This window comes from Pseudomonas sp. GV047, assembly GCF_003058245.1.
In the GTDB taxonomy this organism is placed as follows: domain Bacteria; phylum Pseudomonadota; class Gammaproteobacteria; order Pseudomonadales; family Pseudomonadaceae; genus Aquipseudomonas; species Aquipseudomonas marginalis.
The window spans coordinates 867,790-892,913 of the sequence record NZ_QCWA01000001.1 but is presented as its reverse complement, the minus strand read 5'-3'; the positions used below and the strand labels follow the sequence as shown (position 1 = coordinate 892,913).

The 25,124-nt window shown below is 59.9% G+C and carries 27 protein-coding genes; 12 read left to right on the top strand and 15 right to left on the bottom strand.

Annotated elements, in window-relative coordinates:
• The first annotated feature begins 251 nt into the window (after positions 1-251).
• Positions 252-1,133 carry an EamA family transporter RarD gene (rarD, locus tag C8K58_RS04125; RefSeq protein ID WP_027606575.1) on the top strand — a complete coding sequence of 294 codons (882 nt, stop codon included), beginning with the start codon at positions 252-254 and terminating at the stop codon, positions 1,131-1,133.
• On the opposite strand, the gene C8K58_RS04120 is transcribed toward rarD, so the two are convergent.
• From C8K58_RS04120 to C8K58_RS04085, 7 genes are all read right to left on the bottom strand, one after another.
• Positions 1,102-1,884, bottom strand: coding sequence for a molecular chaperone (locus C8K58_RS04120; protein WP_051429372.1), 783 nt, complete (start codon positions 1,882-1,884; stop codon positions 1,102-1,104). The two genes, rarD and C8K58_RS04120, sit on opposite strands and share 32 nt — an antisense overlap.
• The gene (locus C8K58_RS32220; RefSeq protein WP_133822103.1) at positions 1,881-2,915 is read right to left on the bottom strand and encodes a fimbrial protein; all 1,035 of its coding nucleotides are present in this window, start codon (positions 2,913-2,915) and stop codon (positions 1,881-1,883) included. The genes C8K58_RS04120 and C8K58_RS32220 overlap by 4 nt, the downstream gene beginning before the upstream one ends.
• Before the next feature lie 64 nt (positions 2,916-2,979).
• Positions 2,980-5,553 carry a fimbria/pilus outer membrane usher protein gene (locus C8K58_RS04110; protein ID WP_256592516.1) on the bottom strand — a complete coding sequence of 858 codons (2,574 nt, stop codon included), beginning with the start codon at positions 5,551-5,553 and terminating at the stop codon, positions 2,980-2,982.
• Between the two features lie 167 nt (positions 5,554-5,720).
• Positions 5,721-6,512 (bottom strand): molecular chaperone, encoded by a 792-nt coding sequence (locus C8K58_RS04105; RefSeq protein ID WP_256568868.1) that lies wholly within the window; start codon positions 6,510-6,512, stop codon positions 5,721-5,723.
• Positions 6,513-6,596: 84 nt separating this feature from the next.
• The gene (locus C8K58_RS04100; RefSeq protein ID WP_027606578.1) at positions 6,597-7,160 is read right to left on the bottom strand and encodes a fimbrial protein; all 564 of its coding nucleotides are present in this window, start codon (positions 7,158-7,160) and stop codon (positions 6,597-6,599) included.
• A gap of 230 nt (positions 7,161-7,390) precedes the next feature.
• Complete coding sequence (hppD, locus tag C8K58_RS04095) at positions 7,391-8,467, bottom strand: 4-hydroxyphenylpyruvate dioxygenase (protein ID WP_027606579.1); 1,077 nt, start codon at positions 8,465-8,467, stop codon at positions 7,391-7,393.
• A gap of 246 nt (positions 8,468-8,713) precedes the next feature.
• Entirely contained in the window at positions 8,714-9,637 is a 924-nt protein-coding gene (locus C8K58_RS04085) for a DMT family transporter (protein WP_108573097.1), read from the bottom strand.
• A gap of 77 nt (positions 9,638-9,714) precedes the next feature.
• On the opposite strand from C8K58_RS04085, the gene C8K58_RS04080 reads away from it, so the two are divergent.
• The 3 genes from C8K58_RS04080 to C8K58_RS04070 all read left to right on the top strand — a co-directional run bounded on the left by C8K58_RS04080 (position 9,715) and on the right by C8K58_RS04070 (position 12,778).
• Complete coding sequence (locus C8K58_RS04080) at positions 9,715-10,641, top strand: LysR family transcriptional regulator (RefSeq protein ID WP_108573095.1); 927 nt, start codon at positions 9,715-9,717, stop codon at positions 10,639-10,641.
• 31 nt (positions 10,642-10,672) lie between these two features.
• Positions 10,673-12,229 carry an EAL domain-containing protein gene (locus tag C8K58_RS04075; RefSeq protein WP_108573093.1) on the top strand — a complete coding sequence of 519 codons (1,557 nt, stop codon included), beginning with the start codon at positions 10,673-10,675 and terminating at the stop codon, positions 12,227-12,229.
• 183 nt (positions 12,230-12,412) lie between these two features.
• Complete coding sequence (locus C8K58_RS04070) at positions 12,413-12,778, top strand: histone-like nucleoid-structuring protein, MvaT/MvaU family (protein WP_027606583.1); 366 nt, start codon at positions 12,413-12,415, stop codon at positions 12,776-12,778.
• Between the two features lie 111 nt (positions 12,779-12,889).
• On the opposite strand, the gene C8K58_RS04065 is transcribed toward C8K58_RS04070, so the two are convergent.
• The gene (locus tag C8K58_RS04065) at positions 12,890-13,426 is read right to left on the bottom strand and encodes a DUF4946 domain-containing protein (protein ID WP_092357960.1); all 537 of its coding nucleotides are present in this window, start codon (positions 13,424-13,426) and stop codon (positions 12,890-12,892) included.
• Positions 13,427-13,625: 199 nt separating this feature from the next.
• On the opposite strand from C8K58_RS04065, the gene gloA reads away from it, so the two are divergent.
• Positions 13,626-14,147: a lactoylglutathione lyase gene (gloA, locus tag C8K58_RS04060; protein ID WP_027606585.1), complete on the top strand. Its 522-nt coding sequence runs from the start codon at positions 13,626-13,628 to the stop codon at positions 14,145-14,147.
• 64 nt (positions 14,148-14,211) lie between these two features.
• Here gloA and ahpF read toward each other — a convergent pair whose 3' ends face one another.
• From ahpF to C8K58_RS04045, 3 genes are all read right to left on the bottom strand, one after another.
• On the bottom strand, positions 14,212-15,777 hold the full coding sequence (gene ahpF, locus C8K58_RS04055; RefSeq protein ID WP_027606586.1) for an alkyl hydroperoxide reductase subunit F: 1,566 nt from the start codon (positions 15,775-15,777) through the stop codon (positions 14,212-14,214).
• Positions 15,778-15,907: 130 nt separating this feature from the next.
• Complete coding sequence (ahpC, locus tag C8K58_RS04050) at positions 15,908-16,471, bottom strand: alkyl hydroperoxide reductase subunit C (RefSeq protein ID WP_003173835.1); 564 nt, start codon at positions 16,469-16,471, stop codon at positions 15,908-15,910.
• 133 nt (positions 16,472-16,604) lie between these two features.
• Entirely contained in the window at positions 16,605-17,537 is a 933-nt protein-coding gene (locus tag C8K58_RS04045; RefSeq protein ID WP_027606587.1) for a site-specific integrase, read from the bottom strand.
• 170 nt (positions 17,538-17,707) lie between these two features.
• On the opposite strand from C8K58_RS04045, the gene C8K58_RS04040 reads away from it, so the two are divergent.
• The gene (locus tag C8K58_RS04040; protein ID WP_027606588.1) at positions 17,708-18,715 is read left to right on the top strand and encodes a DNA-binding protein; all 1,008 of its coding nucleotides are present in this window, start codon (positions 17,708-17,710) and stop codon (positions 18,713-18,715) included.
• Here C8K58_RS04040 and gorA read toward each other — a convergent pair whose 3' ends face one another.
• Both gorA and galU read right to left on the bottom strand, forming a co-directional pair.
• Complete coding sequence (gene gorA, locus C8K58_RS04035; RefSeq protein WP_027606589.1) at positions 18,716-20,074, bottom strand: glutathione-disulfide reductase; 1,359 nt, start codon at positions 20,072-20,074, stop codon at positions 18,716-18,718. It abuts the gene before it with no gap.
• A 100-nt stretch (positions 20,075-20,174) separates the two neighbouring features.
• Positions 20,175-21,014 (bottom strand): UTP--glucose-1-phosphate uridylyltransferase GalU, encoded by an 840-nt coding sequence (gene galU / locus C8K58_RS04030; RefSeq protein ID WP_003212579.1) that lies wholly within the window; start codon positions 21,012-21,014, stop codon positions 20,175-20,177.
• Positions 21,015-21,324: 310 nt separating this feature from the next.
• On the opposite strand from galU, the gene C8K58_RS04020 reads away from it, so the two are divergent.
• Both C8K58_RS04020 and C8K58_RS04015 read left to right on the top strand, forming a co-directional pair.
• Positions 21,325-21,510, top strand: a complete 186-nt coding sequence (locus C8K58_RS04020) for a hypothetical protein (RefSeq protein WP_017528082.1) — start codon at positions 21,325-21,327, stop codon at positions 21,508-21,510.
• A 141-nt stretch (positions 21,511-21,651) separates the two neighbouring features.
• On the top strand, positions 21,652-21,933 hold the full coding sequence (locus C8K58_RS04015) for a hypothetical protein (protein WP_027606590.1): 282 nt from the start codon (positions 21,652-21,654) through the stop codon (positions 21,931-21,933).
• A 9-nt stretch (positions 21,934-21,942) separates the two neighbouring features.
• On the opposite strand, the gene C8K58_RS04010 is transcribed toward C8K58_RS04015, so the two are convergent.
• Together C8K58_RS04010 and C8K58_RS04005 are read right to left on the bottom strand one after the other, a co-directional pair.
• Positions 21,943-22,173 (bottom strand): hypothetical protein, encoded by a 231-nt coding sequence (locus tag C8K58_RS04010; RefSeq protein ID WP_027606591.1) that lies wholly within the window; start codon positions 22,171-22,173, stop codon positions 21,943-21,945.
• Positions 22,174-22,193: 20 nt separating this feature from the next.
• Positions 22,194-22,544 (bottom strand): hypothetical protein, encoded by a 351-nt coding sequence (locus tag C8K58_RS04005; RefSeq protein WP_027606592.1) that lies wholly within the window; start codon positions 22,542-22,544, stop codon positions 22,194-22,196.
• 212 nt (positions 22,545-22,756) lie between these two features.
• Between C8K58_RS04005 and C8K58_RS04000 the strand changes: the two genes are divergently transcribed.
• The 4 genes from C8K58_RS04000 to ada all read left to right on the top strand — a co-directional run bounded on the left by C8K58_RS04000 (position 22,757) and on the right by ada (position 25,044).
• The gene (locus C8K58_RS04000; protein WP_027606593.1) at positions 22,757-23,059 is read left to right on the top strand and encodes a DUF1883 domain-containing protein; all 303 of its coding nucleotides are present in this window, start codon (positions 22,757-22,759) and stop codon (positions 23,057-23,059) included.
• 25 nt (positions 23,060-23,084) lie between these two features.
• A complete protein-coding gene (locus C8K58_RS32490; protein WP_092357951.1) occupies positions 23,085-23,252 on the top strand; it encodes a hypothetical protein in 168 nt (55 codons plus the stop codon).
• A gap of 4 nt (positions 23,253-23,256) precedes the next feature.
• The gene (alkB, locus tag C8K58_RS03995; RefSeq protein ID WP_027606594.1) at positions 23,257-23,922 is read left to right on the top strand and encodes a DNA oxidative demethylase AlkB; all 666 of its coding nucleotides are present in this window, start codon (positions 23,257-23,259) and stop codon (positions 23,920-23,922) included.
• Positions 23,923-23,997: 75 nt separating this feature from the next.
• Positions 23,998-25,044 carry a bifunctional DNA-binding transcriptional regulator/O6-methylguanine-DNA methyltransferase Ada gene (gene ada / locus C8K58_RS03990; protein WP_108573089.1) on the top strand — a complete coding sequence of 349 codons (1,047 nt, stop codon included), beginning with the start codon at positions 23,998-24,000 and terminating at the stop codon, positions 25,042-25,044.
• Positions 25,045-25,124 lie beyond the last annotated feature (80 nt).

The window sequence follows — 25,124 nt, the reverse complement described above, 5'->3', positions numbered from 1 at the left end:
GCCCAGCGCGGGGCAAGCCCGCTCACCACAACAACCACAACAACCACAACAACCACAACAACCACAACAACCACAACAACAACCACAACAACAACACCCCGACTGCCCCTGCCAGGCAGACCCAAGCGGCGGCAGCGAGACATTTTCCTGAAAAACGCCCCAAAACAGCGCAACCCTCTCGCTTCAAAAGCACCATAATCCCCTGTTGAAATTCCCCCTACTTGTTTGAAATCGGTTTTCGCGAGGACAGCGTGTCTAAAGGTGTTGTGTTATCGGTGTCGGCCTCGGTGTTGTTTGCCGTGATGTATTACTTCACGTCATTGCTGACGCCATTGAGCGGGCTGGAAATTTTCGGCTGGCGCATGTTGCTGACCGTGCCGTGCATGACGGTGTTCATGATCGTCAGCGGAGAATGGCGGCGGGTCTGGGAATTGCTGCGAGTGCTGGCGGCCAAGCCTCGGCTGATCGGCGGTGTGGTGCTGTCGTCGGCGTTGCTGGGCGTGCAGTTGTGGTTGTTCATGTGGGCGCCGCTGAATGGGCGCAGCCTGGATGTATCGGTGGGTTACTTCCTGCTGCCGCTGACCATGGTGCTGACCGGGCGCCTGGTATGGGGCGAACAGTTGTCCTACCTGCAAAAGATCGCGGTGTTTTTTGCCGGCCTCGGGGTACTCAACGAGTTGTTCCAGGCCGGCGGGTTCTCCTGGGCGACGCTGGTGGTGATCATCGGTTACCCGCTGTATTTCATTGCGCGCAGATACCTCAAGACCGACCACCTGGGCGGACTGTGGCTGGACATGGCACTGATGCTGCCGGTGGCCTGGTGGTTTGTGCAAAGCGGCGAACAGGGCTTTGCGGTGATGGATGCCCACCCCAAGCTGTACGGGTTGATCCCGATACTGGGCCTGATCAGCGCCTCGGCGCTGGTGAGCTATATCATCGCCAGCCGTCTGCTGGCGTTCAGCCTGTTCGGACTGCTCAGTTATGTCGAGCCGGTGCTGTTGCTGGTGGTGGCGCTGCTGCTGGGTGAAGGCATCAAGGCAGGCGAATGGTTGACCTACATCCCGATCTGGATCGCGGTCATGGTCCTTGTGTTCGAAGGGGTCAAGCACCTGGTGCGTCAGCGCAGGGCTTGAGCGACGAACAGGCGACAGGCCGCAACAGCGCCTGATGATGTTGAGTGGCACCCTCATCGTCCAGGGTGGTGAATTCTACTGGCGTGCCGGTCAGGCCCTCGTGAGGCAGCCCGGGCATCGCAATCCGTGCAGTCCCATAGGGCGCGACCATCGGCGGATCTTCGCTGCGATGCTCCACTGCGCGGAGTGTCAGTACCACCCCGGACAAGGTCACGTGATAGGGCGTGGGGTTAAGCACCTCCAACCCCGCCTCGCCTCCACCGCTTACGGACCATTGCAGCGCGTGAGCCGCGTCCTGCACCTGCCCCGGCAGTTCGGCGGGCCGGAGGAAAAGCTTGATCCGCGTACGAAAGGCAAATTGCAGGACGTTGGTTTCAGCCGAGGCCTCAACACTCGGCCTGATTGCCAGCACGTTCAGCCAGTACACCGACTCCCGGTCAGCCATCGGCTTCGGCGTTTGATAATGCATGATCCGCAAGGCGCGTCCGGTGCTTGCATTCATGCGAACGATGGGTGGCGTAATCGTGAACGGCACATCACTGTTTTCGGGCGCCGCCGCCGCATCGCCGTCATCGATCCACGCCTGCACCAGGCGCGGACTGTCAGCCTCGTTGTGCAGGTTGATCACCACCGCGCGCGCGGCGCCCGGATAGATGACACGTGTGCGGTCAATCACGATTTCACCCTGCGCGACGATCGCCTGCAGGCTCATCAGCACGCCAAGGCCCCTGCTCCACAGCGCGATGCTCATCGGTAGCTCATTGTGAAGGACGCCAACCCGTTCGCGCTGCCGGGCCGGATCGATGAGCCCGTCTGGATATAACGTGCAGTCAAAGGAATCTGCACGGTTGCATTGCCGGTTGTGCCGACCAGCCACTGGTTCGGGTTGCCAATGGTCGTGGAGTCGGCGCCGTAACGCACCAGTGTGCTCCCCCGCAGTAGTTGCAGTGCGACGCCGCTGGCCACGGAGGTCGGGGTCAGGGATAACACATCGCTGCGATTGGCCGGCGTGGTCTGGTCTGTCACCGTTATAAATACGTCACGCGTAGCACCGCTGGTGCCGCCCGTACATGACAGTGTGATGTTACGGGTCACGCTGCCGGCGAAGCTGCCCACCCCGCGAAAGTCACGTGCAGCCACGGCCGGCATGGGCATTGCAACCGAAGGCGTGGTGACGCTGCAGGTGGGTTTGCGGGGCGCATTGATCGTGATATTGGAAAAGTTCACCGCGTAATAGCCGGCCCCGCTGATGGGCGTGCCGGTGATCGTATACCTTGCAAGGTTCCTGGCGGCGATCGTGCCGCCGGTGATGGGGCCCGTGGCTACAAAGTAGATACGGGTATCAAGCCCGAGGACGATGGGCCTTGCCCTGATATCTCCAACAATCAGTGTGACACCCGCCGTGTTGATAGGCATGAACGGCCGATTCGGGTCCCTCGCCATCATGGCAAACCCGACCCCAGGCACATTGGTGGCGTGCACCGGCATTGAAAGCCCGTTGGCGGAAAATGTCTGGCCCGTCGGCGGGCTATTGACCAGCGCCAGCCTGGCCTGTGCCCCAAAAGCAATGCCAGTGGTACACCGAAGCGCAGATCCTGGAGGGCTGTCAAAGCGATAGCCGCTGGCGGACCCTATCACTTGTCCTACCTGTTGCCCGGCCGCAACGGTGATCGGGGGAATAGTAATATTCACCGACGGGCCGGGGGCGCAGGTGATCGCTTGAGCCTCCAGCGCCACCATCCATCCTCCCAGCACCACGCCGGCAAGCGAATACCTAGTCATGAAAACAACACCTCTGTCATATCGGATAAGTCTTGCATCGCATCAATCATGAATCGGCGCTCGCTCATGGCTGGCCCGCCACCTGGCGAGCCTGGCTCGCCACGCATACCCCTTGCATGAAGTCGGTAGTGACCTGTCGCTGGCCGGCGGTGGCCGGCGGCATGTGGTAGTGGATATCGCACTGCTCGGCGATTTTGCTGCCCCACTTGACGGTCAGGCGGCCCTCCTGGGGGATATCCCGGACGAAGGCTTTGCTGGCCTGCCCCACCACACCGACCTCACGCCCTTGCCCATCGAATACCTGTGCGGCAAATGGCAGCGGGCTGCCATTCTCGCGAACGCCCTTGACCACCACTGCCCGGCCGTTGACGGTGTCGAACTTGACCAGCGATACCGCACCCGAGGTCGGTACGACGTTGCGGGTCGATTCCTGAAGCTCCACATCCAGCGACATGCCTTCCGGATCGATCTCCACCGTATTGTTCTGGAACGCCGTCAGATTGGGCACGACGGCGTATCCCTTGCTGTTGACCCGTGTACCGCCGCCACCGCCAAGCCGGGCGCCTTCGGCTCCCGGCACATGGACCAGCGCCGAGGCTTCGCCCAGGCTTTGCGAGAACGCCACACCGTCGGCGTGCACGACTACTCCGCCGTCGGCGCCGAACGAAAGCTGCGAGCTATCGCGGCTCTGGCCATATCCGGCGCGCAGGTGGGTGGCATCGGTGCGATAACCCGCATAGGTGTTGAACTGGCTGGAGCGCGTGCTATCACTGGTCGCACGGTGGGCGGAAACACCGTAGTTGACCTCGGCGTTCTCGCCCAGGAAGCCGTTGATGCCCACCTGCTGCTGGCTGCCCCGTGTATCGCCGGTATCCCGGGACAGCGAAGTATTGATCGTCGGCGACCTCGACTCACTCCCCAGGGGCATCGATAGCGTGAGCATGTAGCGGTTATCAATGCGCCCGGGTTGACCGATACGCCCGAAGAACACATCGTCACTGAGTTCGCTTTGGGTCAGTTGTCGCGTGTCCTGGACCCTCGAACGTTGCGCCGAAAGGTTCCAGTTGAGCTTGTTCCAGGTCGAGCCGTAGCTGGCGGTGAATGAAACCTGGCGGCCCTCGTTCTCGCCCCAATAGTCGACAGAGCTGCCGTACAGGCTCAGGGTGCCGATGCCCAGTTGCTGGCTGATGGTCAGGTCGAGCCGGCTTTTTTGCCGGGCATAGCCGTTGACATCACCGGAGCGGCTCGCGATCTCACGCACATTCAGGGCATCCGGAAGGTTCAGGTATCCCTCCGTGGAGAATCGATACGCGCCCAGCGCAAAATGCGTCCCCGAGGCCGGCAGGCTTTTGTTGTAGCCAAGCCCGAGGCTTTGCCCGGTCAGGCGTCCATGCTCTGGCACCGCGGTACGTGAGGTGGCGGTGTCCAGCGAAAAGGCGCCGACGGGCGTATTCAACGCAACACCGACCTTTCCCTGCTCATAGCCTTTGGAAAGACTGCCGCCGCCATACACCGTCAGGTCATCGGTCAAGCCGCGTTGCAGAGTGCCTTGAAAGACGTTCGCACCTTTGGCATCGATGCCCTTTTGCTGCACCTCACCCAGGGTGGCGCTGTATTTCGTCGTGTCGGCCCGCAGCAGCTGCGGGGCCACTGAATACGGCACGACGAAGGTGTTCCGACGCCCGTCGACTTCGGTCACATTGACGATCAAGTCACCGCCGTATCCGGTGGCATGCAGGTCACTGATGACAAAGGGGCCAGGCGCCACCGTGGTCTCATAAATGGTGTAGCCGTTCTGGCTGACCGTGACCGTTGCATTACTGTCGGCGACACCCCGTACCTGCGGTGCATAGCCTTGCTGCGTCTGCGGGCGCATGCGGTCATCGGTGGCCAGGGTCACGCCCCGCAGGCGGACCCCGTCGACGATCTGTCCGTTGCTGAAGGTGTCTCCCAGGGTCAGTTGTGACTGCCAGGGGATGATACTGCGCTGCACATACGTGGACGTGTTCTGATAAGTCTCGAAGCCTGTGCGATTGCTCCAGGCCTGGGCGCCCTGGTGCCGCAAGCGCCAGGCGCCCAGATTGATCCCCGCATTGAGGCCCAGGTAAGTACGACCGTCACCTTCACCGGCGGTGACTGCGCTGGTGCTGAAGTTGTAATTGAGTAACCCTGCGGCAATCCCCTCATCCAGCGACTCGGGGTCAATGTAGCCACGCATGGAACGCTTCATATAGGCCTGCGGCACGCTGGCGGCCAACTCGAGCGCACCCGGGTCGAAAGTGCTGGATGCCATCGGAATCCACTGCCCCAGATCGCCGCAGTACTGGCCGGCTGCGGCAGGGTTGCCGACCTCGCGCCCATGGGCCTCGGTATCGACTTTATCCATCGCGATACCGATCTTTTCCAACACTTCGCGACTCAAGCATGGCTGCGCGCCGGCCTTTGCCTGGGCTGCGACGAACTCCACCTCCCTGCGCCCCAATGCCTGGCCGTTGACCACGATATCTACGCGGTACAGGCCGGGGCTCATCGGGTTGCCGGTGTTGAACCGTGACGTGTCGACCGACGACGCCAGGCCACTGGAGAATGCGTTCAGATCAAAGCTCAACTCAGACGCAAGCGCGGCATCGCTTGCCATCACGGCCGCACTCATCAAACCACCCAACATCATCGTGCGAGGCTGGAATGGCAAAATCGGGGCGCAACGATGCACCCTTACCTGGATGTGACTAGGCATAGTTATGACTTCAGTGGACGCTGGGAAATGTACGTTTGCTTGCCCTCATCAACGCTCCGGAGACGCGTTCAGCGATGCAACACAGCAGGCTGCGCCGATGAAAAGCCGCCGAAATCGTTGATGTAGGTGAAACTCACCCGTGCATCGGCAGGTATTGCCTTCGCGGCTTTCGGCACCGGTACCTTCAACGTGCCTCCTGGTTCCACCATCCCTTCCGGCAGGATCAGTTTTTTCGCGTTTGGATCGGCGCCCATGAGCAGGGCAATGTCGTTGAAGGTGACGTGATACGCCGATGGGTTATGCACCTGTATCTCGTTGCCCTGGGCGACCCGCGCCAGGGACCAGCGCAACAGCCCGGGCGCCTCCTCGGGTGTTCCGGATAACTGCGCCGGACGAAAAAACACTTTGGTGCGGATACGGAACGCGAACTTGAAGTGGTTCCGCTGATCGTCTTCAAGTGTGGGATCAAACTCACTGGTCGCACCAGGGACCTCAAGTACATTCAACCAGAACAGCGACTCTCTATCCGCAGGCAGCGGTGCCTTGGTGTAGGACAGGCGCATGGACTGGCTTTTGCCTGAGTCCAGGCGAAATACCGGCGGAGACAGCACGAAAGGCACATCGCTCAGCGACGGCGCTGCCTCTGGGTCACCGGCGTCCAGCCATGCCTGGACCAGGCGGGGTGCATGTTTGTCATCATTGGTCACTCGTAGGGTGACCTCGCGTCGCTGCTCGGGGTAAATCTGTCGCGTACCGTCGATAACCACGCCCGCGTGCGCCATGTGCGAGGCCATCCCCAAGGACAGGCTCAGCGCCACGCACATCGCTCGACGACTTAAGATCATCAGTAAATCCTGCATCGGGTAATCCTTGATAACAGTTGTCCTGCGCCCGACCGCCGGGTCGAGCGAGGATCTCAGGCGATGGTCATCTGCGTGGCTGCATCAAGGAAAGGTGACCGAGTACTGCACACTGCTGGTGACATTACCCGCGCCCGCCGCGCCACCGTTGGCGATATAGCGTGCGTAGAACGGCAAGGTCGCCAGGCCATTGGTAACGGTGGCAACGGTCGAGTTGTTGCCGGTGCGCAAGTCCATCGGCGTGGAGGTCGCACCATCGAGGATTTGTACCTCAACCCGCGAGGCCGGCGTTGCCGTGGCCGTGTTACGCAGGTTGCCGGTTGCCGGGTTGATGCCAGGGCTGGTCGGCTCATAACGTACGGCGACCTTGGTACCGTTCGGGCATCCGCCCGAGCCGCCGACATAGACAAAGTAGCGCTTGGCGCCGGCCGTATCGCCTGCGGCCTTGAGGGCCGAGGTTTGCACTCGGTCAAGCACTACCGGGAAGTTGGCGCCCGAACCTGGCGAGGCCCCGGTACCGCCACTGATGGTGCAGGTGGTGCCACTGACCGAGCCCGTGATCGTGATGGTACCGTCTGCCGCATAAGCGGAGCTGGCGGCAAAGCCGCAAAAGGCCAGCACTGCAGCCGCCAGAGTTTGTTTTGTCATAGTCAGTCTTTCCTTAAAGTTGGGTTCGCGGAATGCACGGTTGCGACACAGGAGAACATCAGCTCTTGCGCCCCCCATGTGTGGATATCGCGATCAATCGGGTTCCCAGGCCTGGAAAAGTCGTTTGTTTCAAGCTCGTTCTGAATTGGCAGGCAAAAAAAATGCTCCGTACCTTGGGATACGGAGCATGTTCGTCAAGCACCTGGGCAGCCTGCCAGGCCCCACATGGATCAGTCGGCGGTCAACACACCACGACGTACCTGGTCCCGCTCGATGGACTCGAACAGCGCCTTGAAGTTGCCCTCGCCAAACCCATCATCGCCCTTGCGCTGGATGAACTCGAAGAACACCGGGCCCATCAGGGTTTCCGAGAAGATCTGCAGCAACAGGCGCTTGTCGCCTTCGATGGACGAGCCGTCCAGCAGGATGCCCCGCGCCTGCAGCTGATCCACCGGTTCGCCGTGGTTCGGCAGGCGACCTTCGAGCATTTCGTAGTAGGTGTCCGGCGGTGCGGTCATGAAGCGCATGCCGATCTTCTTGAGTGCGTCCCAGGTCTTGACCAGGTCGTCGGTGAGGAACGCGACGTGCTGGATGCCCTCGCCATTGAACTGCATCAGGAACTCTTCGATCTGCCCGGCGCCCTTGGACGACTCTTCGTTCAGCGGGATGCGGATCATGCCGTCCGGGGCGCTCATGGCCTTGGACGTCAGGCCGGTGTATTCGCCCTTGATATCGAAGTAGCGCGCTTCACGGAAGTTGAACAGTTTCTCGTAGAAGCCGGCCCAGTAGGCCATGCGCCCGCGATAGACGTTGTGGGTCAGGTGGTCGATGACCTTGAGGCCGGCGCCTTGGGGGTTGCGCTCGACGCCGTCGAGGTAGACGAAGTCGATGTCATAGATCGAGCTGCCCTCACCGAAACGGTCGATCAGGTACAGCGGCGCGCCGCCGATGCCCTTGATGGCCGGCAGGTTCAGCTCCATCGGGCCGGTTTCGATATGGATGGGCTGGGCCCCCAGTTCCAGGGCGCGGTTGTAGGCTTTTTGCGAGTCCTTGACGCGGAACGCCATGCCGCACACCGACGGGCCATGCTCGGCGGCGAAGTAGGAGGCGATGCTGTTGGGCTCGTTGTTGAGGATCAGGTTGATCTCGCCCTGGCGGAACAGTTGGACGTTCTTGGAGCGGTGATTCGCGACTTTGGTGAAGCCCATGATCTCGAAGATCGGCTCCAGGGTGCCCGGGGTCGGCGATGCGAATTCGATAAATTCAAAACCCATCAGGCCCATTGGGTTTTCATAGTGGTCGGTCATGGCCGGCGCCTCATCATTCTTGTGGGTAGCAATTGGTTATGTGCGAGCAAGGATGAGGTCGGAGGGCGGCGCGCAGGAAAGGCCTCGCACACTGCGGGCGAGGAAGTCACCAAAGATGAGGGGGGAGCCGAGTAGCTTCATGGTTACATCAGTCTCTGACGGCCGAGGCTTGCGTGAGCGCAAGTCCATATTCTTGTATGCGTAAATCGATTCTACACAGCGTAAATGCATTTGTCCGTACTCTTATCAAATCCCCATTGCCCTGGGCTGTGCAAGGGGTTTGTTGCACAGGTAGATGCCCAGCAGGATGACGGCCCCGCCCGCCAGCATGGGCGCCGTCAGTTGCTCCCCCAGCAGCAAGGCACCGCAGATCACCGCCGTCAGTGGGTTGAGTGCGATAAACACGCCGGAGCGCGTCGCGCCAATGCGCCGGATGCCGTCGTAGTAACCGATATACGCCAGCGCCGAGCCCAACACGCCGAGGTAGGCCAGGCTGAACCACTGGGTGAGCTGCAAGCGGCCGAGCGCTTCTACGCTGACGCTTGCGGTGACAAACGCGGTACTGGTCAACATCAACGTGCCCAGCAGCACCGACCAGGTGACCGTCTGCAATGGCCCCAGGCTTTGGTTGAGCCCACGGGCACACAGCGAATAAACGCCCCACCCTGCCACACAGCCGAGGATCAGCAGGTCGCCGATCCAGGCATCGGCGGTGGCCTGCAACACCTGCGTGTTACGGCTGACAATGACCGTCCCGGCACCGACCAGGCACAACAGGATCCCCAGCAGCTTGATCCGACTCAGCCGCTCCTTGAATAACAGCCAGCTCGCCAGGCCGATCACCGCCGGGTTCAACGCCACGATCAACGAAGCCCGCGACGCATTGATGTACTGCAAGCCATAGAAGAAGCACAGGTTGTAGAAAAAAATCCCGCAGAAGCCCAGTACCGCCAGTTGCGCAAACTGCCGAAGGTTCGGGCGTAACAGACGAATACGCGCGCAGGCCATGAACAGCAACAACGCCAGGCTGGCGAGGATAAAACGCAGGCTGGCGGCCAGCAGCGGATTGAGGTGGTCGGCCAGGAAGCGCCCGGCGACAAAGGTGCCGCCCCAGATCATGGTGACGACGGCGAGTTTGCAATAAGTCAGGTAATCGGAGGCGGGATGCATGGGGATGGCTCTAGGTACGGAGAGAATTGGCGTATTCTTCAGCTAATATCTGATCATCGTAAAATGAGCTTTCACTCATGACCCTGACCCAATTGGAAATCTTCTCGCTGGTCGCCGAGCTGCAGGGCTTCACCAGTGCCGCCCACCGCCTGGGCATCAGCCAGTCGGCGGTGTCCCATGCCATCAAGGCCCTGGAGCAGGAGCTCGGTGTGGAGCTGTTTCGCCGCCACCAGTCGCAGGTAGAACTCAGCGACATCGGCCGGCAATTACTCGGACGTGCCCGTGCCATGCTCGGCCTGGCCAACACCCTGCAACAAGAAGCGGCCGATGCCCGGGGCATGCGGCGCGGTACCTTGCGCATCGGCTCGTTCGGGCCGACCGCGTCGATTCGCCTGCTGCCCGCCATCCTCAGCCAGTTTCGCAGCGCCCATCCGGGGATTGAGGTGCATGTGGACGAAGGCCCCGACCGCCAGGTGCTGCAGTGGCTGGATGAGCGACGGATCGATGTGGGCTTTGTGGTGCTGGAACAGGAGCGCTACGACACCTTTGCCGTGTTCGAGGACCAGATGGTGGCGCTGCTGCCGGCAGATCATCCATTGGCTGCGCGGGACACCCTGGCCCTGCAGGACTTGTGCGACGATGCCTTTATCCTGACCGAAGCCGGCTCCTCGGAACTGGTCACCCGCCTGTTCGACGCCGGACAACTGCGACCAAGGATTCGTTATCGCTGCGCACAACTGCTGAGCACCCTGGAAGCGGTCAGCCGTGGCGATGGCCTGAGCATCGTCGCCGAAGCGTCGCTGCCCCAGGCACTTGATCTGCGCTATGTGAAGCGACCGCTCTCGCCCCGTGTGCCGCGCCAGATCGGCCTGGCGGTGCTGGATCGTCGGCAGTCGTCACCGGCCACCCTGGCCTTTATCGAGATTGCGCAAGGCCTTGTCAGGGCGAGCAAATTCCAAGCGGGCCATCTATCATCGGAACATTCCCCGCCGGCCTGCCGGTAAAGCCCTCTCCCTGCGCAACAGGCCTGAACCCATGCCCCTCACTGTCAAAGGCCCGCGAAGACTTCTTACCCGCTATGCGATCAGCCTGTTGGCGGGTGTGCTGCCGATCCTGCTGGGTGCGGCCATCCTGTATTGGCAAGCCGAACGCACCCTCGAACAAAGCACGGCGCAAACCGCCCAGGAAGCCGTACGTCAATTCGACCTGATGCTCGACAATACCGCCCTCGCCGCCCAGGCCTTGCTGCCCCTGGCCGGACAACCGTGTGACAGTGGCGCGCAACTGGCGTTGCGTGAACAGGTCACGCGCCGGCCGTTCGTGCGGGCGACGACCTTGTCCTGGCAGAAAAACATCTATTGCAGCTCCCTGTTCGGCAGCAACTACGAGTCACCGGTAAACCCGGATGACTACGTCGATGGCCGCCTGTGGCTGATGAACGGCAACCCGGTTACGCCGGATACCGCGCTGCTGGTCTACCGCCTGGTCGACGGGGACAAAGCGGCGTTTGCCTCGATCGACGGCTATCACCTGACCAACGCCCTGCGCCTGATCAGCCGCTATGCCCAGCTTGTGCTGCAAGTCGGGCCTCACTGGCTCGGCGCCGATGGCAACGTGCACGACACCGCCGTCCCGGTATTTGCCGTGGCCCATCATCACCTGGCGTCCGAGCGCTATCGCTACAGCGTCGACGCCGGCATGCCGGCCGGTGAGGTGTGGCGCTATATGCAGGCACGTTACCCGGCGCTGTTCAGCCTGGTGGTGTTCTTTGGCGTGCTCGCGGGCCTGCTTGCGCACTGGCTGCAAAAGCGCTCCTCGGCGCCCACCCATGAGCTTCAGCGGGCGCTGGGGGCCAATGAGTTCATCCCGTACTTCCAGCCGGTGGTGCGCGGTGACACCCGCGAATGGGCCGGCTGCGAAGTGCTGATGCGCTGGCAGCACCCCAAGGAAGGCCTGGTCCGGCCCGATCTGTTTATCCCGCTGGCCGAACATTCCGGCCTGATCGTACCGATGACCCGCGCCCTGCTGCGCCAGACCGCCGCCCAACTGGCGCCCCATGCGACGCAGTTCACCCCGGGCTTCCATATCGGCGTGAATATCACCGCGCGCCATTGCCACGACCTTGCACTGGTGGAGGATTGCCGTGAATTTCTCGCCGCCTTTGCGCCAGGCCAGGTGACCTTGGTGCTGGAGCTGACCGAGCGCGAGTTGATCGAGCCCACGGATATTACCCGTCGACTGTTCGACGCCCTGCATCAACTGGGCGTGATGATTGCCATCGATGACTTTGGTACCGGTCACTCCAGCCTGGGTTATTTACGTAACTTCAATGTGGACTACTTGAAGATCGACCAGAGTTTTGTCGCCATGATCGGTGCCGATGCACTATCGCGGCATATTCTGGACAGCATCATCGAATTGTCCGGCAAGCTGGACCTGGGCATCGTTGCCGAGGGTGTAGAGACTGCCGAGCAGTGCGAATATTTGGCCGCTCATGGTGTGGATTTCCTCCAGGGTTACCTGTTTGGAAGGCCTTTACCTTGCGATGATTTCATTAAAAACCTGGCCAGCCATTCAATAGGCACGCACTAGCGGCGTTGAAATATTGTTAATACGACAAAAGACGTGATTTACTCGTGACGGATTAACTACTACAATTTTTCTTGCCTGTGCAGAACTCGCAGGACGACTTCTTCTGTGAGTCGCCTTAACGCTATTGGCTTATAGCTTTGTCTGTAGTTGACATCAGCCAAATACACTATTGGAGTATAGATTTTGTCCAGACTCGCCGAATTTCGCGCAGCAGAAAAAGCCCTTCAAGAGCAGCTCGCCCAGCTGGAGTCCCTGAAGAACGACGCCGGCCTGAAGAAAGAAATCGAATTCGAAGAAAAGCTTCAAGGACTGATGAAAACCTACGGCAAAGGCCTGCGCGACATTATCCTGATCCTTGATCCAAACCCGGGCAAGACCAGCGCTGCCGCCGCCAGCGCACCCAAACAGCGCCGTGCGCGCGTGGTCAAGGTTTACCACAACCCGCACACTGGTGAACTGATCGAAACCAAGGGCGGTAACCACCGTGGCCTCAAGGCCTGGAAAGAACAGTATGGCGCGGCCACTGTAGACTCCTGGCTTCGCGGCTGATCGCAGCGCACTAACAAAGAGCCCCGCACATGCGGGGCTTTTTTATTCAAGGGCTCGAAACCGAACTTAAATAACATTTCACCTTGTTGAGAATCGACGGGCGAAACGCACTTAAAGTTTGAGGCTGGCGCGCACCGAACTGACTTCATCCTTGCTGGCTTCGTAAGCGTCGGCTTGACCCGCGTATGAAAAAACATACGCTTTATCGGTATCAACAGCCCCCACCAATGTTTGTGAAAGCACGTGCCGTCCATTCTCGGTAATCACACAGGTAGTTTCCACGGCCTCAAGGCGACTCAGTGTTGTCGAGTGCATCTTGCTGCACACACTTTGATAACCGCCCTGGGCAAAATCTTTCTGGATGGACTTGCGCATCTCCAGCAATACGCCCTGAAGATTAACGTTATGCCCGGCCTCGATCGGCGTCCCCGTCAACTCCATCACCATCAATGTGTTGCCATTTTCGTCGTTCTTGATCGCACGCTGCCGCGAGACCGGCTGCGGGGTGGCTGGCGCGGCGCCGTCGGGCACCACTTCCTCGACCTGCCAGCCGCTGGGCCAGTGAATTTCCGGGTCGCCCGCCCACACCCAGGGGCTGGCCAACAGCAAACACAGAGCGCTCAACAGCGGTATACGACATTCGATCATTGCAAAAGACACCCAAGGTTCAAGCGACAAAGTGTGAGCCCCGCCACCGGCCGGTCGCAAGACCTGCGCGCGCTTTTTCATTTGGCGCAGCAAGCGGGCCTTGCGTATCATGGCCCGGCTGCACGGACGCCAGCCGCAAGCCAAGGGAACGCTCCTCGCACCTGGAGCCGCGTTTGCCCCATTTTTTTCTGGAGGGCCCATGAGCCTGCACGAACTGAACACCTTCCCGGGCGTCACCGCCCAACCTGACACCGCCACCTCGAACTTCGTGTTCAACCACACCATGCTGCGGGTCAAGGACATCACCAAGTCCCTGGACTTCTACACCCGCGTCCTGGGTTTTTCCCTGGTTGAAAAGCGCGACTTCCCGGAAGCCGAATTCAGCCTGTACTTCCTGGCCCTGGTGGACAAATCCCAGATCCCGGCCGACGCCGCCGCGCGCACCCAATGGATGAAGTCGATCCCGGGCATCCTGGAACTGACCCACAACCACGGCACCGAAAACGATGCCGACTTCGCCTACCACAACGGCAACACCGATCCACGGGGCTTCGGCCATATCTGCATCTCGGTGCCCGATATTGTCGCCGCATGCGAACGCTTCGAAGCATTGGGCTGCGATTTCCAGAAACGCCTGAGCGATGGCCGCATGAAAAGCCTGGCGTTCATCAAGGACCCGGATGGGTACTGGGTTGAGATTATTCAGCCAGCACCGCTGTAAGTTTCTAACGCACAACGAAAAACCCCATGATCACTCATGGGGTTTTTCGTTTCAGGACCTGGGCTTAGGCCGGAGCGGAGGTACGGATCAAGTGATCGAAAGCACTCAGGGAAGCCTTCGCGCCCTCGCCTACTGCAATCACGATCTGCTTGTACGGCACGGTCGTCACGTCACCGGCGGCGAATACCCCTGGCAGTGAAGTTTCGCCACGGGCATCGACAATGATCTCGCCACGGGGGGTCAGTTCCACAGTGCCTTTAAGCCAGTCGGTGTTGGGCAGCAAGCCGATCTGTACAAAGATGCCTTCCAGGTCGAGGGTCTTGAACTCACCGGTATCGCGGTCCTTGTAGGCCAGGCCTGTCACTTTCTGGCCATCACCTTTGACTTCACTGGTCAGCGCGCTGGTGATCACGTCAACGTTAGGCAGGCTGTACAGCTTGCGCTGCAATACCGCATCGGCGCGCAGCTTGCTGTCAAACTCCAGCAAGGTCACATGGCTGACGATACCGGCCAGGTCGATGGCTGCTTCAACACCGGAATTACCGCCGCCGATCACCGCCACACGCTTGCCCTTGAACAACGGACCATCGCAGTGCGGGCAGAAGCACACGCCCTTGGCCTTGTATTCCTGCTCGCCCGGCACCCCCATTTCGCGCCAGCGGGCGCCGGTGGCCAGGATCACGGTCTTGGACTTGAGGGTCGCACCGCTTTCAAAGCGAATTTCGTGCAGGTCACCGGGATTCTTCGCCGGCACCAGGCTGCTGGCGCGCTGCAGGTTCATGATGTCCACGTCGTACTGACGCACGTGGGCTTCCAGGGCGCTGGCCAGTTTCGGCCCTTCGGTTTCCTGCACCGAGATAAAGTTCTCGATGGACATGGTGTCCAGCACCTGGCCGCCAAAGCGTTCGGCGGCAACACCGGTGCGGATGCCTTTACGTGCGGCGTAGATGGCGGCTGCGGAACCGGCTGGGCCACCGCCGACGACCAGCACATCAAAAGCCTCCTTGGCGCTGATTTTCTCGGCGGCTTTTTCAATGCCGCTGGTGTCGAGCTTGGCGAGGATTTCTTCCAGGCCCATGCGGCCCTGGCCGAAGTTCACACCATTCAAGTAGACGCTCGGCACCGCCATGATCTGACGCTCGTCGACTTCAGCCTGGAACAGCGCGCCGTCGATGGCGACGTGGCGGATATTCGGGTTGAGCACGGCCATCAGGTTCAGCGCCTGGACCACGTCCGGGCAGTTCTGGCAGGACAGCGAGAAGTAAGTCTCGAAGCTGAACTCGCCTTTAAGGGCGCGGATCTGTTCAATCACTTCGACACTGGCCTTCGACGGGTGGCCACCGACTTGCAGCAGGGCCAGCACCAACGAAGTGAATTCATGGCCCATGGGGATGCCGGCGAAACGCAGGCTGATATCGGCACCCGGGCGGTTGATGGAGAACGATGGCTTACGCGCATCATCGCCATCGGTCTTCAGGGTAATCAGCGTGGTGAGGCTGGTTACGTCCTGCAGAAGGGCGAGCATTTCCTGGGATTTCGCGCCGTCGTCGAGGGAGGCGACGATCTCGATCGGCTGGGTGACCCGTTCCAGGTATGACTTCAACTGAGCTTTAAGATTGGCGTCCAACATACGGGCGATTTCCTATTAATTCGGTTTATTGCAGACAAAAAAACGCCCGAGCGACTATCGCCCGGGCGTTTTGAGGGCGGATGCAGCTTACTTAAGTGCGGAGTTCCGCCCTTGATACGTCTTCACAGACTTAGATCTTGCCGACCAGGTCCAGGGACGGCGCCAGAGTGGCCTCGCCTTCTTTCCACTTGGCTGGGCAGACTTCGCCTGGGTGGGCAGCCACGTATTGAGCGGCCTTGATCTTGCGCAGCAGCTCGGAAGCGTCACGGCCAACACCGCCGTCGTTCAACTCAACGATCTTGATCTGACCTTCCGGGTTGATCACGAAGGTACCGCGGTCAGCCAGGCCAGCTTCTTCGATCAGCACGTCGAAGTTGCGGGAGATGGTCAGGGTCGGGTCGCCGATCATGGTGTACTGGATTTTGCCGATGGCTGGCGAAGTGTTGTGCCAGGCAGCGTGGGCAAAGTGGGTGTCGGTGGACACGCTGTAGATTTCCACGCCCAGTTTCTGGAATTCGGCGTAGTTGTCAGCCAGGTCTTCCAGCTCGGTTGGGCAAACGAAGGTGAAGTCGGCTGGGTAGAAGAACACGACCGACCATTTGCCTTTCAGGTCAGCGTCGGTCACATCTACGAAGTTGCCGTTTTTGTATGCAGTTGCTTTGAACGGTTTTACTTGGCTGTTGATGATAGGCATCGTTGACTCTCCGTCAGGGGTTAAGAAGTTGATGAGGTGAATCCTACCCACTCTCCCGGCGGATGGCTCATTGGCAAACCTGATGCTGACGATTGGTTTTCCCTATCAGGTGACGGTATTAATAGAAGAAATCTCAAAGCAGCGGTTGAGTAGCCAATGTCATGCCGAGAAAGGGCGTCGCTTCAACATAGCGCATGGCGGATTTCATGTCGCTCCAGCCGACGTAACTCATCAACGACTTCAAGTCCCACCCGCTGGAATGGGCCCAGGTGGCAAAGCCCCGGCGCAGCGAGTGACTGGTGTACTGCTCGGCGGCGATGCCCGCACGCTCAAGCGCCTGGCGCAGCAGCGGTATCACGCTGTTGGGGTGCAAGCCCCCCTCCCCCAGGTTTCCCCAGCGATCGATACCGCGAAATACCGGACCGCGCACCAGGGCCGAGGCGCTGAGCCATTCGCTGTAGGCCTGCACCGGGCAGAGGCGCAGCAGCGCCGGCGTGTGATAGGTCTTGCCGAGGTTGTCGCGGTCACTTTTGCTGCGCGGCAGGTACAGGCGGATGCCTGCACCGGGTGTGGCCTGTACATGTTCGATGCTCAAGCGACACAACTCATCGCTGCGAAAACCACGCCAGAAGCCCAGCAGAATGAGTGCAGTGTCACGCCGGGCCCGCAGCAATCGCGGCTGGTCATGTGCCTCAACGGCCTCTCGCGCTTCAGCCTCGAGGGAGGCCACGACCTGCTCCAGATGCCTGAGCTGCAACGGCTCGGCCTGCTTCTCCTGCGCCGGGTGCACGGCACGAATGCCCTTGAGCACCTTGCGCACCACCGGCGCTTTCGTCGGATCGGGAAAGCCCTGGCTGGTATGCCATTGCGCCAATGCCGAGAGCCGCAACTTCAAGGTGTTGACTGCCAACACGCCGGCATGCGCCACCAGGTAACGCGCCACGCTATCGCTGGTGGCCGGCAGAAATCCGCCCCAACTGACTTCGAAGTGTTCGATCGCCGCACGATAGCTGCGGCGCGTGTTATCGCGGGTGGCTGCGTTGAGGTAAAGGTCCAGATCGCTCATGGGAGGCCTATTTGTACTGCTGGCAGAGATGTAAGCGCTCCAGTCGCTTATGACACGGGATAATACGCCAATATCCCATCTGTTAAATCATGAATTTGAACAGTTTTTTATTCGTGATATATTATGTATATACATAATACATACTACAGTACTAAATCGACGGAGACCCCATGGCTCGCGGCGGCATTAATAAAGCAGTAGTTCAAACGGCACGCCTGGCGATCCTCGCCCGTGGCGAGAACCCCAGCATCGACGCGGTACGCATCGAGATGGGCAATACCGGCTCGAAAACCACCATCCACCGCTATTTGAAGGAGCTGGACGACAGCGAAGCCCGCCTGACCATCACCGAAGCGCCGATTGACGACGAATTGGGCGAACTGGTTGCACGCCTGGCGCAGCGCTTGAAGGACAAGGCTCAAGAGCCGATTGACCTGGCCCTGGCGCAGTTCGAACAGCAAAAAACCGCCCTGCTCGCCCAGATCGAGGCGCTTGAAGAAGCTCACGGCGAACTCAAGCAACAATTCGATATTCAGGCGGCTGCACTGGCAGAAGAAAGCGCTGCCCTGCAAACCACCAGTACCAGCCTGCAAACTGAACAAACGCGCAACGCCGGCCTCAGCCAGGCCTGCAGTGATTACGAACTGCGGATCAATGACAAGGATGAGCAGATTCGCTCGCTGGAAGAAAAGCACCTGCATGCCCGCGAGGCACTGGAGCACTATCGCAATGCGATCAAGGAGCAGCGCGAGCAGGAGCAACGGCGCCACGAAGGCCAGCTGCAGCAAGTACAGGCAGAGCTGCGCCAAGCCCAGCAAAGTGCAATGGTTCGCCAGGACGAAATTACCCAGTTGCACCGCGACAACGAGCGCCTGCTGATCGAGCACCGAGTGACGGCAAAGGAATTGGCTGCGCTGCAGGAGGAAACCCGCAAAGGTCAGGCCCAGCAACTGAAACTGAGCGAACACGTGAGCCAGATCGACAGCGAGCGCACTCTCCTTCAGGAGCGCCTGCGGGTGGCCTTGCTTGAAAGTGAGTCACGCCAACAAGCGCTGGCTGAGCACGGGCACACCAACAAGCGCCTGGAACTGGAGCTTATGAAGGCCCACGCCACTATCGAAGCGTTGCGCCTGGCCGCCGCCGTTGCGACGGCGCCAGAGGCAACACCGCCAGCCTGATCAGTCAGCCACAGGCGTGCGCATGGTGACGAACTCTTCCGCCGCCGTGGGATGCACGCCGATGGTTTCATCGAAGTGCTGCTTGGTCGCGCCGGCCTTGAGCGCGATCGCCAGGCCCTGGACGATCTCGCCTGCGTCCGGACCGACCATGTGGCAGCCCAACACCTTGTCGGTGTCGGCGTCGACCACCAGTTTCATCAAGGTTTTTTCCTGGCACTCGGTCAAGGTCAGCTTCATCGGGCGGAACCGGCTTTCGAAGATCTGCACCCTGTGTCCGTTCTTCTTCGCCTCCTCCTCCGTCAGGCCGACCGTACCGATATTCGGCAGACTGAATACCGCTGTCGGAATCATCGCGTAATCCACCGGGCGGTAGTGCTCGGGCTTGAACAAGCGACGCGCTACGGCCATGCCCTCGGCGAGGGCTACCGGCGTCAGCTGCACACGGCCGATCACGTCACCAATTGCCAGGATCGAAGCTTCAGTAGTCTCGTACTGGTCGTTCACCTGGACGAAACCGCGCTCATCCAGTTTCACGCCGGTATTTTCCAAGCCCAGGTTATCCAGCATCGGACGCCGGCCGGTGGCATAGAACACGCAATCGGCCTCCAGCACGCGACCGTCTTTCAAGGTCGCCTTGAGGCTGCCATCGGCTTGCTTTTCAATGCGTTCGATGTCCGCATTGAATTGCAGGTCGAGGCCGCGCTTGGTCAACTCTTCCTTAAGGTGTGTGCGCACTGAACCATCAAAGCCACGCAGGAACAGGTCGCCGCGATACAGCAATGACGTCTGCGCGCCCAGGCCATGGAAAATCCCGGCGAACTCAACCGCGATATAGCCGCCACCTACCACCAGCACACGCCTGGGCAACTCTTTGAGAAAGAACGCCTCATTGGAGCCTATGGCGTGCTCACGTCCCGGAATATCCGGAATCTGCGGCCAGCCCCCGGTAGCGATCAGGATGTGCCTGGCCGTAAAGCGCTCGCCATTGATTTCCACCTGGTGCGGATCAACCAGGCGCGCATGCCCCTCATGCAGGGTCACGCCGCTGTTGACCAGCAGGTTGCGGTAGATGCCATTGAGGCGATTGATCTCGCGATCCTTGTTGGCGATCAGGGTCGCCCAATCAAAACTCGCTTCACCCAGGGACCAGCCAAAGCCACTGGCTTGCTCGAAGTCTTCGGCAAAATGTGCGCCGTACACCAACAGTTTCTTCGGCACGCAGCCAACGTTTACGCAGGTACCACCCAGGTAGCGACTTTCCGCCACGGCCACCTTGGCCCCAAAGCCCGCAGCAAAGCGCGCCGCGCGAACACCGCCGGAACCGGCGCCAATTACATACAGGTCAAAATCGTAGGCCATTTCATTCTCCTCGGCAGGACATCAGCATACCGACTTACATGGGACTGAAAAACGAAAAAGCCACCCGAAGGTGGCTTTTTCAAAGGCAGGCCTGCGTGAATCAGTAAGCCTTGCCGGTCTTGTAGAAGTGCTCGTAGCAGAAGTTGGTGGCTTCGATGTAGCCTTCGGCGCCACCGCAGTCAAAACGACGACCCTTGAACTTGTAGGCGATCACGCAGCCGTCTTTGGCCTGCTTCAACAGGGCGTCGGTGATCTGGATCTCGCCACCCTTGCCTGGCTCGGTTTCTTCGATCAGCTTGAAGATGTCCGGGGTCAGAATGTAACGACCGATGATCGCCAGGTTCGACGGTGCATCTTCAGGCGCCGGCTTCTCGACCATGTCGCGTACGCGGATCAGGCCATCACCAATGTCGTCACCGGCAATCACGCCGTACTTGTTGGTCTCTTGAGGATCGACCTCTTGAACCGCAACGATGGTGCAACGGTATTTCTGGTACAGCTTGACCATCTGGGTCAGTACGCCGTCGCCTTCCAGGTTCACACACAGGTCGTCCGCGAGTACTACGGCGAACGGCTCGTCACCGATCAATGGGCGGCCGGTCAGGATGGCGTGGCCGAGGCCTTTCATCTGGGTCTGGCGGGTGTAGGAGAACGAGCACTCGTCCAGCAGCTTGCGGATGCCGACCAGGTATTTTTCCTTGTCGGTGCCCTTGATTTGGTTTTCCAGCTCGTAGCTGATGTCGAAATGGTCTTCCAGTGCGCGCTTACCGCGACCGGTGACGATAGAGATTTCGTTCAGACCGGCATCCAATGCCTCTTCGACGCCGTACTGAATCAGTGGCTTGTTTACCACCGGCAGCATCTCTTTGGGCATGGCCTTGGTCGCTGGCAAGAAGCGAGTGCCGTAACCGGCTGCTGGGAACAAGCATTTCTTGATCATATAAGTCCTTACAAAGGGCTGTGCGTACGGAATTCGGCGCAGTCTAATCAGGCCGCAGTCACCTTACAATGGGTCCTGCTGGCGTTGCGATGTCATCATAGAGAAAAAATGTCGGCGTAAGTTCCGCTGATCTCACAAAGAGCAGCCCCGCCGGCACGCTAAAAAAGTCCGTCCCCTCATGTTTAAAGGGGGTTGCAACCCTTTTAACACGCTTTTCAGCCCAGAACACTGACTTGGAATAACTTGCGCGGTCCTGGAACATTTGGCGCTATCATTGCATCCTTGAATCAGACCACGAGATTGTTAATAGATGTCAGAACCAAAAGGCGTGAACGGCTACCTGATCACCAAGCGAGCAGACGGCTGGCACCTGATCAATTTCCATGGAGACAGCGTCGCGGGCGTTTTCGAGACCGAAAGCATGGCGATCGCGGTCGCCGAAGTGTTTGTTGACGAAGCGGGCCACGCGTCGAGCAAAAGGCCGAAGGGCAAGTAAGCCTGCAGCCCTGCGCCAAAAGCCCCGACTCACGGGGCTTTTTTGGTTTTGCCTGTACCTAGATGGCAGTTCGCTATAATCTTCAAGAAACGCCCCACGACAGTGTCAGCGCCCCTCCCACACCCTCGACGACGAACACACATGAACAAATTTCTGGCACTGACTGCGGTACTGGCACTCGCCGGCTGCACCACCACTTCCGATGTCTACCTCAAGAACGGCGAGCAAGGCCTGACCATCGACTGTTCAGGCGAAGCCAACTCCTGGGCCAGTTGCTACGAAAAAGCCGATGCCTCCTGCGCAGGCACCGGCTATCGCATTGTCGGCACCGAGGGCACGCCATCACTGAAGGAAAGCGACAAGACCCTGGGCCAGGATGTGGGCAACTACAAAAGTCGCAGTGTGGTGGTGGTCTGCAAATAACCCCGGGGGTTACAGGTGGATCTCGGCGAATTTGATCCCCAGTTCCCGAAGGATTTCGCTCAGCTCGTCAAGACTGGCAAAGGATTCGACTTCATCCTGATCATCCACCAGAAAAAAGCTGCGACCGCCGCTTTTCTTGAAGAAGACGATCCATTCGCCTAGGTCGGCGGGGTTCTGGATGACATGGGTGGCCGAGATTTCACCCTCGGCATGGCGGGCCTTGACGTGTTCACGCTTCATATCGGCTTTCCCCAGCGGCCTCAACCGGAAATGCACTCTTCCCCGGCTTTTTTCACATCACCCGGGCGGATCGGCACGTTGGACATGCTCTCGTAGAGCTTGATGCTGCTACCGCTGGAGCGCTCTTCAATTTCGAAAATAGCCGAAGGATCGGCGGAAAATTTCTGCGGCACGATAACCTGCACACCATCTTTATGCGGTTCAATCTGCGGCGGCCGACGAGTAGCCGACAGTTTCCTTACCACACACGCGGCATACTCCTGGGGTTTTTTCCCGGAAATGACGGCCAACGTCGGCGGGGTCTGCTTGATATCTGCAACCGAAGCACACCCACCTATCGCCAAGGCCAGAACCAACACACTCCACTTCATACAAAACCTCCAATAAAGACCCTACGACAGCGGAGATGGTAATTTTCTCCCGCCCACGTAGGATTTATCCCTGATAACTCGGTAAATAACTGTTTTAAATTGTCGACGCCATTGAAGACGGGCCGATAATAAACGCGCTGGGGCTGATAAACTCTATCTTAACCTACGTATCATTCTGATTTTGCAGAAAAAGCCCTTCTGGAGACACCCTCATGAAATTTATCCACCAGCGCGAGCACCTCAACGAGGGAGACATTGTCGTCATCGAATGCTCGCAGACTTGCAATATTCGCCTGATGAGCGACGCGAACTTTCGCAGCTTCAAGAATGGCGGTCGCCACACATACCACGGCGGCGCCTTCGACACGTTCCCCGCCAAGATCACCGCACCCAGTACCGGGTTCTGGAACATCACCCTGGACGTGGTGACACGTCGCGCGATCAGCGTCACCCGCAAGCCGGCGCTGTCCCACAAGATTCGCATCGTACGTCGCACCAGCACCAAGCTGAGCTGACTCGAAGACGCCAGAGGAAATCACCGTGACTGCTACCACCAAATACGTGATCAAGTACAAGCTCAACGGCGAACGCCGCTTCGAGTTCGCCCAACTGACGAACAATAGCGTGGAAGAGGCCTTGCAGGCCTTGGCGAAAATCCACGATGCCAGCGATGTCATCACCGACATCAACGTGAGCAAGGCGCTGTAAGGCAATGCCCGGCCCCACTGATGACCTGTTCGCCGATGACGCCCTGCAACAACCCGCAGCACGTGAGCAGATCGGCGAACAGTCCTACGTGCTAAGGGGCTATGCCCTACCCTGGATTGAACGCCTTCTTCCAGAACTGCGCCGTGTGCTGGCGCAATCGCCGTTTCGGCAAATGGTTACGCCCGGTGGCTTTACCATGTCGGCGGCCTTGAGCAGTTGCGGCGCGCTGGGCTGGACCAGCGACACCAGCGGCTACCGCTACACGCCCCTGGACCCTCGCACCCGGCAACCCTGGCCAGCGCTGCCGGACACCTTGCGCCAACTGGCCATAGAAGCCGCGGCAGACGCCGGGTTTGTCGACTTTGCCCCCGACGCCTGCCTGATCAACCGTTATGTTCCGGGCGCGAAAATGTCCTTGCACCAGGACAGGAATGAACGTCGCTACAGCGAGCCCGTCGTGTCGATATCCCTTGGGTTGCCGGCAGTTTTCCTGTTCGGTGGCCACGCCCGCAGCGACAAGACCCGCAAGGTCTCGCTGTTCCATGGTGACGTGGTGGTCTGGGGCGGGGTCGATCGGCTGCGTTTTCATGGGGTGATGCCGATCAAGGAAGGCGTGCACCCGATCATGGGCCCGCAACGTATCAACCTCACTTTTCGCACCGCCGGCTGATTTGACCGCAAGCTTCGGAGTGCCAGGTCACTGCAGCACGGCTAATCTGGCCAGGATCCGTCAAGAGTGCCAACCATGACTACCGAACAAGATCCGCGCTGGGCTGCGATTCTTGCCCGCGATCCGAAAGCCGATGGGCTGTTCGTCTACGGCGTGAAAACCACCGGTGTGTATTGCCGCCCGAGCAGCGCCTCGCGATTGCCTCGCCCGGAAAATATCGAGTTTTTCGACACCCCGGCACAGGCCGAGGCCGCCGGTTATCGCGCCAGCAAACGCGCAGCCGGTGACCAGACACAACTGGCTGCGCAGCATGCGCAATTGGTGGCTGACGCATGCCGGCAGATCGAACACGCCGACACCGCGCCCAGCCTCGGCACGCTGGCGAGCCGGGCCGGCCTGAGCCCGTTCCATTTCCACCGGGTGTTCAAAGGCGTGACCGGCCTGACGCCCAAGGGTTACGCCAGCGCCCATCGCTCACGCAAGGTTCGCGAGGGGCTCAAGGGTGCGCATTCGGTAACCGATGCGTTGTATGAAGCCGGCTTCAACTCCAACAGCCGCTTCTATGAGTCAGCCAACCAACGGCTCGGCATGACGCCCAGCGACTACAAGGCCGGCGGCACCAACAACGATATTCTGTTCGCCGTCGGGCAATGCTCGCTGGGGGCAATCCTGGTGGCGCAGAGCGCCCGTGGCGTGTGTGCGATTCTGCTCGGGGATGACCCGGACAAACTGGTGCGCGACCTGCAGGATCAATTCCCCAAGGCCAACCTGATGGGCGCCGACCGCCGTTTCGAACAATTGATCGCGCACGTGGTGGGCTTTATCGAAGCGCCGGCCCTGGGCCTGGACTTGCCACTGGACTTGCGTGGCACCGCGTTCCAGGAGCGGGTGTGGCAGGCCCTGCGCGAGATTCCCGTGGGCAGCACGACCAGCTATGGGCAGATCGCCCAACGCATCGGCGCGCCCAAGGCCTTTCGCGCGGTGGCCCAGGCCTGCGGGGCGAACAGCCTGGCGGTGGCGATTCCGTGTCATCGGGTGGTGCGCAGCAATGGCGATCTATCCGGCTATCGCTGGGGGGTTGAACGCAAGCGGCAGCTGCTGGAGCGGGAAAGAGACCACTGACGCGCACGAAAAACGTCCCTCGTCCAGTGAATAAAACAGACTGGCCGGGTGCCAAGGGCCCTGTTAAAACAGCGACAAGC

Bases quoted from the DNA above. Each gene is read 5' to 3' on its own strand.
- ahpC (WP_003173835.1), bottom strand. From the start codon at position 16,471: ATGCCTATCATCAACAGCCAAGTAAAACCGTTCAAAGCAACTGCATAC.
- C8K58_RS04065 (WP_092357960.1), bottom strand. From the start codon at position 13,426: ATGATCGAATGTCGTATACCGCTGTTGAGCGCTCTGTGTTTGCTGTTG.
- C8K58_RS04120 (WP_051429372.1), bottom strand. From the start codon at position 1,884: ATGAGCATCGCGCTGTGGAGCAGGGGCCTTGGCGTGCTGATGAGCCTG.
- C8K58_RS32220 (WP_133822103.1), bottom strand. From the start codon at position 2,915: ATGACTAGGTATTCGCTTGCCGGCGTGGTGCTGGGAGGATGGATGGTG.
- C8K58_RS04040 (WP_027606588.1), top strand. From the start codon at position 17,708: ATGGCTCGCGGCGGCATTAATAAAGCAGTAGTTCAAACGGCACGCCTG.
- C8K58_RS04075 (WP_108573093.1), top strand. From the start codon at position 10,673: ATGCCCCTCACTGTCAAAGGCCCGCGAAGACTTCTTACCCGCTATGCG.
- C8K58_RS04080 (WP_108573095.1), top strand. From the start codon at position 9,715: ATGACCCTGACCCAATTGGAAATCTTCTCGCTGGTCGCCGAGCTGCAG.
- ahpF (WP_027606586.1), bottom strand. From the start codon at position 15,777: ATGTTGGACGCCAATCTTAAAGCTCAGTTGAAGTCATACCTGGAACGG.
- gorA (WP_027606589.1), bottom strand. From the start codon at position 20,074: ATGGCCTACGATTTTGACCTGTATGTAATTGGCGCCGGTTCCGGCGGT.
- C8K58_RS04010 (WP_027606591.1), bottom strand. From the start codon at position 22,173: ATGAAGCGTGAACACGTCAAGGCCCGCCATGCCGAGGGTGAAATCTCG.
- ada (WP_108573089.1), top strand. From the start codon at position 23,998: ATGACTACCGAACAAGATCCGCGCTGGGCTGCGATTCTTGCCCGCGAT.
- C8K58_RS04045 (WP_027606587.1), bottom strand. From the start codon at position 17,537: ATGAGCGATCTGGACCTTTACCTCAACGCAGCCACCCGCGATAACACG.
- C8K58_RS04020 (WP_017528082.1), top strand. From the start codon at position 21,325: ATGTCAGAACCAAAAGGCGTGAACGGCTACCTGATCACCAAGCGAGCA.
- C8K58_RS04015 (WP_027606590.1), top strand. From the start codon at position 21,652: ATGAACAAATTTCTGGCACTGACTGCGGTACTGGCACTCGCCGGCTGC.
- C8K58_RS04085 (WP_108573097.1), bottom strand. From the start codon at position 9,637: ATGCATCCCGCCTCCGATTACCTGACTTATTGCAAACTCGCCGTCGTC.
- C8K58_RS04100 (WP_027606578.1), bottom strand. From the start codon at position 7,160: ATGACAAAACAAACTCTGGCGGCTGCAGTGCTGGCCTTTTGCGGCTTT.
- gloA (WP_027606585.1), top strand. From the start codon at position 13,626: ATGAGCCTGCACGAACTGAACACCTTCCCGGGCGTCACCGCCCAACCT.
- alkB (WP_027606594.1), top strand. From the start codon at position 23,257: ATGCCCGGCCCCACTGATGACCTGTTCGCCGATGACGCCCTGCAACAA.
- C8K58_RS04110 (WP_256592516.1), bottom strand. From the start codon at position 5,553: ATGGCAAGCGATGCCGCGCTTGCGTCTGAGTTGAGCTTTGATCTGAAC.
- C8K58_RS04005 (WP_027606592.1), bottom strand. From the start codon at position 22,544: ATGAAGTGGAGTGTGTTGGTTCTGGCCTTGGCGATAGGTGGGTGTGCT.
- galU (WP_003212579.1), bottom strand. From the start codon at position 21,014: ATGATCAAGAAATGCTTGTTCCCAGCAGCCGGTTACGGCACTCGCTTC.
- hppD (WP_027606579.1), bottom strand. From the start codon at position 8,467: ATGACCGACCACTATGAAAACCCAATGGGCCTGATGGGTTTTGAATTT.
- C8K58_RS04105 (WP_256568868.1), bottom strand. From the start codon at position 6,512: ATGCAGGATTTACTGATGATCTTAAGTCGTCGAGCGATGTGCGTGGCG.
- C8K58_RS04000 (WP_027606593.1), top strand. From the start codon at position 22,757: ATGAAATTTATCCACCAGCGCGAGCACCTCAACGAGGGAGACATTGTC.